Origin of the sequence: Variovorax sp. E3 (assembly GCF_016082275.1) — a bacterium.
Taxonomy (GTDB): Bacteria; Pseudomonadota; Gammaproteobacteria; order Burkholderiales; family Burkholderiaceae_C; genus Variovorax.
On record NZ_MOWM01000232.1, the window covers coordinates 1 to 8,095 of the forward strand.

Consider the following 8,095-nt stretch of genomic DNA (forward strand, 5'->3'; position numbering starts at 1 on the left):
AGAAGAGATCTGCGAGATGGCGTCCAGCAGTTGCTGTTGCTGGTCGGTGGTGTGGGCGCCGGCCTGTTGCCACTCTTCCTTGAGCGCGGCGGCCATCGCCGCCAGCGATTGCGTCCAGCCGGCGAGGCGCTGTTCGTCGCGCGAAGAAATCTGCGAAATCGAATCGAGCAGTTGCTGCTGCTGGCCCGTCGCATGCACGCCGGCCTGCTGCCACTCTTCCTTGAGCGCCGCAGCCATGGCCGCCAGCGACTGCGTCCACGCCGTGAGCTTCTGCTCGTCGCGCGTCGACACCTGGGAAATCGTGTCGAGCAGATGCTGCTGCTGGCCGGCCGCGTTCACGCCGGCCTGCTGCCATTCGTCCTTCAGTGCAACCGCCATCGCCGAGAGCGATTGCGCCCACACCGCGAGGCGCTGCTCGTCGCGCGAGGCGATGTCGGTCTGCAGCTCGGCGTGCGCCTGGCCCACGGTGCGCAGCAGCGAGGCCGCGTGCTGTTCGAAGGTCGCGGCCGCGGCGGTCAGTGCCTGCTGCGAATCGGCCGAGAGCTTTTCGCTCACGCGCTGGTGTTCGGCGAGCGCGCCGCTCCAGGTGTCCGACACGCTGCCCACCGTGCTTTCGAGCCGCGCGGAAACGCTGTCGACCAAGGCGGCCGAGCGCTGCGCGAAGGTCTGCGCAAACTGGTCGTGCGCGCTGCGCACTTCGCCCGAGAGCGTCTGGCTCGTCTGCCGGTGCTCGGCCAGCGCGGTCTGCCAGGTGTCGGCCACGCCGGCCGTGGTGGCGGCGAAGCGGCTCGACAGCCCTTCGAGCTGCTGCTGCACGGTCTGCGACAGCGTGCCGTGCAGCGCGGCGGTCTCGCGCGCGATGGCGGCCATGGTGGCCTCGACCACGGGCTGGATCGCCGCGCCCGCGATGCGCGCGCTTTCGGTCAGGCTCTGGCGCAGCGACTGGTCGACGGAGGTGGCCAGGCCCGTGTACACCGCCTCGGTCCTGCCGTGGAAGCTGTCCTGGCTGCTGATGAGCCGGTCGTTCTGCGCCTGGCTCTGCTGCGCCAGCGCGGCCATCATGGCCTGCAGCTGGCCGACCAGTTCGGGCATGGCCAGCGCCTGCTGCTGCAGCAGCTTGAACGACTCTTCGCGCTGGTGCACCTGCGAGAACACGCGCAGCGTGGTGGCGATCTTGCTGTCGAGCAGTTGGCCGGCCTGCAGCCGTTCGCGCCGGCACAGGGCCGACATCAGCCCCAGCATCGCCGACGCGGCCACGCCCGCCACCGAGGTGCCGAACGCCAGCCCCAGGCCCTTGACGGGCGCCGAGAGCGAGGAGCGCACGGCTTGCAGGTCGGTGGCGCTGTCGAGCGCCAGGCCGGTGCCGTTGAGCGTGACGACCATGCCCAGGAAGGTGCCGAGCATGCCCAGCAGCACGAGAAAGCCGGCCAGGTAGGGCGTGAGGGCGGGGCCGGGCAGGCCGACGCGTTCACCCTCGATGCGCAGGCGCACCGCGTTCTGCAGCGAGGTCGGCAGTTGCGCGAGCCACGCGCCGAGGCTCGCGGGGGCGTCGGTGAGTTCGGCCACGGCGCGCGACAGGGCGGCGGTGCCCTGCTGGAAGCGCCGCAACTCGAGCGCGCCCATCACGTAGAACGCGGCGACGAGCGCGGTGACGGCCAGCGCCAGCGGGTGGGTGCCCACGTAGCCGAAGCCGACCCAGCCGACGACGGCCAAGCCCGCGACGAAGACAGCGTGAGGAAGAAATCTGGTCATGTCAGCCTGGTTGCTTCATGCGAAGGGCTTCGAGCAGCCCTTCGACCGGTTGAAATCGAAAGTCCAGTTCGGCCAGCAGCACGTCCTGGAGGTCTTTGTGGAACACGTCCTGCCACGCGAGCGGGGCGGCGGTGTTGCCGGGCGCATCGGGCGCCGTGGGTGTCTCTGTCTCTGCAGCCGCTGCAGCAGCCTCGGCTTCGGCCTGGGCTTCCAGTGCCGCCTGCCGCAGGCGCTTGAAATGCTTTTCGAGCAGCGCGGGCACGCCCGACAGCAGGCTGCGCTCCTGCACGGCCAGCACCTGCTCCATCACCACGTCCACCGCCGCCAGCTTGGCCATGGCCTGCGAGCGGCCCGCCAGCGTGGTCCGCAGGCGGCTGCGCAGCGGGGCAATGGCGACTTCCATGGCCTGTTGCCGGGCCAGGTAGCGCTGGCGCAGCGGCGCGAAGTCGGCGGCCGTGTCGTTGGGGGCGGTGCGCGGGGCGGCGCTGTCCGACGAAACGGTCTTGGTGAGCGCGGCGCGCACGCGGGCGCATTCGGCCTCTTCGGCCGTCGCGGAAACCTTGTTTCTTGCACTGGAGAGCGAGCTCGCCGGGCCGCCGTTCAGCGCCGCGGACAGCGAGATGTCGTCGGTCCAGCCGAACCACTGGCTCAGCCGTTCCGCGGTGGTTTGCCGGGGTTGAGCGACGTCGCCGTCGGTCAGCCGGGAGAGCAAGCGAACGAGCGGCGAGCCGGTGAAACCTGTGCGCCGTGTCACTTGCACCATTACCGTCAAATCGAAAACCTAGCAGTCTACACCGGGCCCCGGAGCGCGCGGCCCCGCAACCGAGTGGTCACTTGCTTCATCAGCCGAGCGCGGCGGGCGGCGGTGGCTCGACCGGCAGCGCGCGCTTGTGGGCGCTCTTGCGGTGGGTGGACAGGATGATCTCGCGCGCGGCGGCCGACACCGGTTTGCCTTCGAGGAAATCGTCGATCTGCTCGTAGCTCACGCCGAAGGCGTCCTCGTCGGGCTTGCCCGGCACCAGCGACTCGAGGTCGGCCGTGGGCACCTTGTAGACCAGCGCGTCGGGCGCGCCCAGCAGCTGTGCCACCGCGCGCACGCGGCGCTTGTTCAGGCCGGTGAGCGGCGTGATGTCGGCCGCGCCGTCGCCGAACTTGGTGAAGAAGCCCATCAGCGCCTCGGCCGCGTGGTCGGTGCCGATGACGATGCCGTCGTGCGCGCCGGCCACCGCGAACTGGGCCACCATGCGCTCGCGCGCCTTGATGTTGCCGAGCACGAAGTCTTCGTGCGCCGCGTCGCGGAATTTCAGGTCGCCCTGCTTGAGCGCGGCGAGCATGCCGTCGGCCGCGGGGCGGATGTCGACGGTGATGGTGCGGTCGGGTCGGATGACGGCGAGCGAGGCCTGCGCCTCGGCTTCGTCCTTCTGCACGCCGTAGGGCAGGCGCATCGCGATGAAGGTGGCGTCGCGGCCTTCGGCGCGCAGCTTTTCGACGGCGCGCTGCGCCAGGCAGCCGGCGGTCAGCGAATCGACGCCGCCGCTGATGCCCAGCACCAGCGTCTTCAGGCCGGTCTGCTTGAGGTAGCTCGCGAGAAAGTCGACGCGGCGTTCCAGCTCGGCTGCGGCGTCGAACGCGGGCGCGACATGCAGCGCAGCGATGATCTCGCGCTGCGTGGCGTCGACGGGGGTGAGGTCTGCACTCATGGTGTGGCGGCGTGTGTGAAGAGGGTCAGAAGTCCACCAGGCTCAGGCCGATGCTGAGCACGGTGCGCTTGCGGTTGTAGTCCACCAGCGTGTCGCCGTAGCCCGAGAACAGCTGCGTGTGAAAGCGCAGGTTGCTCTTGGCCGGATCGCCGATGGCCTTGAGCCATTCGAGGCGGACCGAGCCGCGGCTGCTGTCGCGCAGGTTGTTGCGCACGGTCACGGCCAGCTGGTTGTCGCGGTTCAGGTTCCAGCGGCCCGTGACTTCGGCGCGGCCGATGTAGTCGGCGATGTCGGGGTTGTCGTCATTGGCCGCGCTTTCGGAAATGCGCTTCCAGATGCGGCCGGTGATGGTGAAGCGGTCGTCCAGCTCGGCGCCGCCCATCAGGTAGACGCGGTTCCAGCTGCGCGACAGCGGCAGGCTCTGGCCGTTCGACTGGTGCACGATGCCCAGGCCCGAGTAGCGCCAGCGCCAGCCGCCCGGCAGCTTGAAGTCGGTCGGGTAGACGTACATCAGCTCGGGTTCGTGGTCGGTGGTGCGGAAGGGCCGCGAGATGGCGCCGTTGAACAGCTGCCAGGTCGACTGCTGCGAGTAGGCGAACCACAGCGAGTCTTTCTTGACCGGGTCGCCCTGCGTGAGCAGGCCCTGGGCGAGCTTGGTGCGCACCGACAGGCCGATGCGCATTTCGTTGGCCTGGTAGGCGATGGGGTCGCCGGTGTGGTCGGGCGAGGGCGAGGTGGGCGTCTGCGGGCGCTGCGTGGCGGCCGAGACCGACACGTTGAGCGGCCGGTAGCCGCGAAAGCCGAAGGTGCCGCAGTCGGTGGCGTTCTCGAGTTCCCAGAAGCGCGACAGCGCCGAGTACTGGCGGTCGCGGCAGCCCTCGGTGGTGGCGACCGAGACCACGCGCGTGGCCGGGATCGTGCCGTCCACCGGCGGCTGCGTGCTCGCCAGCACCGGCGGCGCGGCGGGCACCGCCGCCGAGGGCAGCGTCTGCTGCTGCGCCCAGCGGTCGAAGCAGGCCAGGCGCGCGTCGTTGTTGGCGCCGAGCGCGGCGCACTGTTGCCAGGTGAGCTGCGAATCGGCCAGCGGGCTCGCGGGCTTGTCGACAGCCTGCGCCTGCGCGCCGGCGGCGCCGCCCAGGCAGGCGGCCAGCGCGGCCAGCGTGCGCAGCCGGGTGCGGGGTCGTGTGATCGTCATGGCTTTCCTTCCTCCGCCGTGGCGGTCTTGCTGAGCACGAACGGGTGCGTGCTTTCGTCCGCAGCGTCGCGCCATGTGCCGCGGAATTCGCGGCCGCACGAGCCTTCTGCAGCTTGCCCGACCAGACGCCGCTGATGGCGCGGCCGTCTTGCGATTCGTCGATGGAGAGCGCGCCTTCGTCGTCGACGTCGCCCGCCAGTTGCGCCACGCGCGCCTGGCCCGCGTTGGCGCCGCTTCGCGTGATGGTGCCGCGCACGCCGTCGTAGTCGGGGTGCTTGCCCAGCTGCACCCGGGCCACGGCGGGCAGGCCGTCGAAGCGGGCTTCCCAGCGGCCGTAGAGCGACTGCAAGGGCAGGTCGCGCGCGTCGGTGGGGCAGTCGGGGTTGCCGCGCCCGATGGCGCAGCCCGACAGCGCGAGCACGGCGCCGGCCAGCAACAGGGCCGGCAGCGCGCGCCGGAGTTTCGTTGTCGTTGTCGTCGTCGTCGTCGTCGTCGTCGTCTTCATGGTCATGAGGCCGCGGCGGCCTTGGCCGCGCTGTCCTGTGCCTTGCGCGCGAACTCGGCGCGCAGCGCCTTGAGTTTTTCGCGCGGGTCTTCCTTGGTGGTTTCCTTGTCCAGGCCCATCTCGGCGATGAAGCGGCTCGGAATGCAGGGCACCATTTCGCGGCCCTGCTTGCGTTTCTTGGTCCAGCTCACGGCCAGGCTGCGCTGCGCGCGGGTGATGCCCACGTACATCAGGCGGCGCTCTTCCTGCAGCTTCTGCAGCGTGTCTTCGCTGACCTTCTGCTGGCGGCCGCTGTCGTCGTCCAGCTTGAAGGGCAGCAGGCCCTCGCTCACGCCGATCAGCATCACGTGCGGCCATTCGAGGCCCTTGGACGCGTGCAGGGTGGAGAGCGTGACCACGTCCTGGTCCTGCTGGCGCTCGCTGATGGTGGACAGCAGCGAGATGGTCTGCGCCACCTCGAGCAGGCTCTTGCGCTCGGTCTCGATGGTGTTGTCGGCGCCCGAGGTGTCGTCCAGGGTGCCGCCGGCGCGCTGCGACATCCAGTCGACGAACTCCAGCACGTTGCTCCAGCGCGAGGCCGCGGCCGACTCGCTGTCTTCGCCGTCGTAGAGGTGCTTCTCGTAGTCGATTTCCTTCAGCCAGTCGAGCATGAAGGTGCGCGAGTCTTCGGCGCCCATGGTGCGGCGCGCGCGGTATTCGAGGTCGTTGATGTAGCGGCCGAACTCGTGGATGCCCTCCAGCGTGCGCTTGGGCATCACGCTGGGCAGCGACGGGCTGAACAGCGCCTCGAACAGGCTCAGTTTGTACTGGCTCGCGAAGGTGCCCAGGCTGGCCAGCGTGGTGTGGCCGATGCCGCGCTTGGGCGTGGTGATGGCGCGCAGGAACGCGGGGTCGTCGTCGTTGTTGACCCACAGGCGGAACCAGCCGCACAGGTCCTTGATCTCGGCGCGGTCGAAGAAGCTCTGGCCGCCCGACACCTTGTAGGGAATCTGCGCCTTGCGCAGTGCCTGCTCGAACACGCGCGCCTGGTGGTTGGCGCGGTACAGGATGGCGAAGTCGCGGAACTCCTTGTACTGCTTGCCCTGCGTGGTGGCGTCGCCCGCGCGCAGGCTCACGATGCGCGCCACGGCGCGCTCGGCCTCGTGCAGCTCGGAGTCGGCATCGACGATGCGCACCGGCTCGCCTTCGCCGAGTTCGGAGAACAGCGTCTTGGGGAACAGCTTGGGGTTGGGCCCGATCACGTTGTTGGCCGCGCGCAGGATGGCGCTGGTGGAGCGGTAGTTCTGCTCCAGCTTGATGACCTTGAGCGTCGGGTAGTCGACCGGCAGCTTGCGCAGGTTGTCCAGCGTGGCGCCGCGCCAGCCGTAGATCGACTGGTCGTCGTCGCCCACGGCGGTGAAGTGGCCGCGCTCGCCGGCCAGCGCCTTGAGCACCGCGTACTGCGTGGCGTTGGTGTCCTGGTATTCGTCCACCAGGATGTGGCCCAGCGCGGCCTGCCACTTGGCGCGCACTTCGGGAAATTCGTAGAGCAGCTTCAGCGGCATGCCGATCAGGTCGTCGAAGTCGACGCTCTGGTAGGCCTGCAGACGCTCTTCGTAGTGGGCCATGATGCGCGCGGTGATGCGCTCGTTGTCGTCCACCGCCGCGGCCTCCGCCTGCTTGGCGTTCAGGCCCATGTTCTTCCACTTGCTGATGGTCCACTGCCAGATGCGCGCGGTGGCGAGGTCGGCGGTGCCGCCGGCGTCTTTCAGGATCTTGGTGACGTCGTCGGCATCCAGGATGCTGAAGGCCTTCTTCAGGCCGAGCACCGCGCCGTCTTCGCGCATCATGCGCACGCCCAGCGCGTGGAAGGTGCAGACCACGACCTTGCGCGCGTCCTTGCCGATCAGGTCCTTGGCGCGCTCGCGCATTTCCGCGGCCGCCTTGTTGGTGAAGGTGATGGCCGCGATGCGCTGGGGCTCCAGGCCCGACTGGATGAGGCGGCCGATCTTGTGGGTGATCACCCGCGTCTTGCCCGAGCCTGCGCCGGCAAGCACCAGGCAGGGACCGTACATGTAGTTGACCGCTTCTTGCTGCGCGAGATTGAGACCGTGGGACATGGGGGAGAAAAGGAACCGGAAAGCGCCGTGGGGAACGGCATGCGCAAAGCGCTCAATGATACGGGGCCGGCCCTTGCGGGCGATGTAGGCGGGGCGCTCCCCGGTGACCTTCTGCACGCCCGGGGGCGGGCGACGACAATCGGGCGGTGCTGCCTGTATTCCTTGTTACTTTCCCTTTCTTCGCGTTAATCGCCGCCGGCTACGGCGCCGCCCGCGCCCGCATCCTGCCGCTGGACGCCATTCCGGGCCTCAACAGCTTCGTGCTGTATTTCGCGCTGCCCTGCATGCTGCTGCGCTTCGGCGCGGGCACGCCCATCGGGCAACTGCTCGACGGCAGCGTGGCACTGGTTTGGGGCATCGGCGCGATGGCCGTGGTGGCGGGCGTGGTGACGTTCACGCGCAACGCCCGCATCGGCTGGAACGACGGCGCTTTCGGCGCGCTGGTGGCGGCGTTTCCCAACACCGGTTTCATGGGCGTGCCGCTGCTGGTGGCCATCCTGGGGGCGCAGGCGGCGGGGCCGATGATCATCGCGATCGCGATCGACATGGTCGTGACCTCGTCGCTGTGCATCGGGCTGTCGCGGCTCGACGTGGCCGGCGGTGCGGGCGGCAAGGGCTCGGCCGGGCAGGCGGCGCGCAAGGCGCTGCGCGGCATTCTGGTGAATCCGATGCCGTGGTCGATCCTGCTGGGCGTGCTGCTGTCGGCCGCGCGCTGGCAGTTGCCGGGGCCGCTGGAGCGCACCGTGGCCATGCTGGCCGACGCGGCGTCGCCGGTGGCGCTCTTCACCATCGGCGCGGTGCTGGCCCGCTCGGCGCTGCTGGCGCGCGAGCACGTGGCCAGCGC

Annotated in this window: 7 protein-coding genes; 2 read left to right on the forward strand and 5 right to left on the reverse strand. The window is 69.6% G+C overall.

The window, feature by feature from the left end; all coding sequences use genetic code 11:
• The 4 genes from BMG07_RS38390 to BMG07_RS38405 form a co-directional block, all read right to left on the reverse strand.
• Positions 1–1,752: DUF802 domain-containing protein (locus BMG07_RS38390; protein ID WP_198088875.1), on the reverse strand; the 1,752-nt coding region annotated here is incomplete at its 3' end.
• A gap of 1 nt (position 1,753) precedes the next feature.
• Positions 1,754–2,515, reverse strand: a complete 762-nt coding sequence (locus BMG07_RS38395; protein ID WP_198088876.1) for a DUF3348 domain-containing protein — start codon at positions 2,513–2,515, stop codon at positions 1,754–1,756.
• 79 nt (positions 2,516–2,594) lie between these two features.
• Positions 2,595–3,452, reverse strand: coding sequence for an ammonia-dependent NAD(+) synthetase (nadE, locus tag BMG07_RS38400; RefSeq protein ID WP_198088877.1), 858 nt, complete (start codon positions 3,450–3,452; stop codon positions 2,595–2,597).
• A 25-nt stretch (positions 3,453–3,477) separates the two neighbouring features.
• Positions 3,478–4,647, reverse strand: a complete 1,170-nt coding sequence (locus tag BMG07_RS38405; RefSeq protein WP_198088878.1) for a phospholipase A — start codon at positions 4,645–4,647, stop codon at positions 3,478–3,480.
• Positions 4,648–4,760: 113 nt separating this feature from the next.
• Between BMG07_RS38405 and BMG07_RS38410 the strand changes: the two genes are divergently transcribed.
• Positions 4,761–4,913 (forward strand): hypothetical protein, encoded by a 153-nt coding sequence (locus tag BMG07_RS38410; RefSeq protein WP_198088879.1) that lies wholly within the window; start codon positions 4,761–4,763, stop codon positions 4,911–4,913.
• A gap of 241 nt (positions 4,914–5,154) precedes the next feature.
• Here BMG07_RS38410 and BMG07_RS38415 read toward each other — a convergent pair whose 3' ends face one another.
• Positions 5,155–7,251, reverse strand: a complete 2,097-nt coding sequence (locus BMG07_RS38415; RefSeq protein WP_198088880.1) for an ATP-dependent helicase — start codon at positions 7,249–7,251, stop codon at positions 5,155–5,157.
• A 146-nt stretch (positions 7,252–7,397) separates the two neighbouring features.
• On the opposite strand from BMG07_RS38415, the gene BMG07_RS38420 reads away from it, so the two are divergent.
• Positions 7,398–8,095, forward strand: a 698-nt coding sequence (locus BMG07_RS38420) for an AEC family transporter (RefSeq protein WP_198088881.1), incomplete at its 3' end; no start/stop codon positions are given.

What these genes read in the sequence shown, in the direction of transcription:
- BMG07_RS38395 (WP_198088876.1), bottom strand. Translation starts at nt 2,515, where the DNA reads ATGGTGCAAGTGACACGGCGCACAGGTTTCACCGGCTCGCCGCTCGTT.
- nadE (WP_198088877.1), bottom strand. Translation starts at nt 3,452, where the DNA reads ATGAGTGCAGACCTCACCCCCGTCGACGCCACGCAGCGCGAGATCATC.
- BMG07_RS38405 (WP_198088878.1), bottom strand. Translation starts at nt 4,647, where the DNA reads ATGACGATCACACGACCCCGCACCCGGCTGCGCACGCTGGCCGCGCTG.
- BMG07_RS38415 (WP_198088880.1), bottom strand. Translation starts at nt 7,251, where the DNA reads ATGTCCCACGGTCTCAATCTCGCGCAGCAAGAAGCGGTCAACTACATG.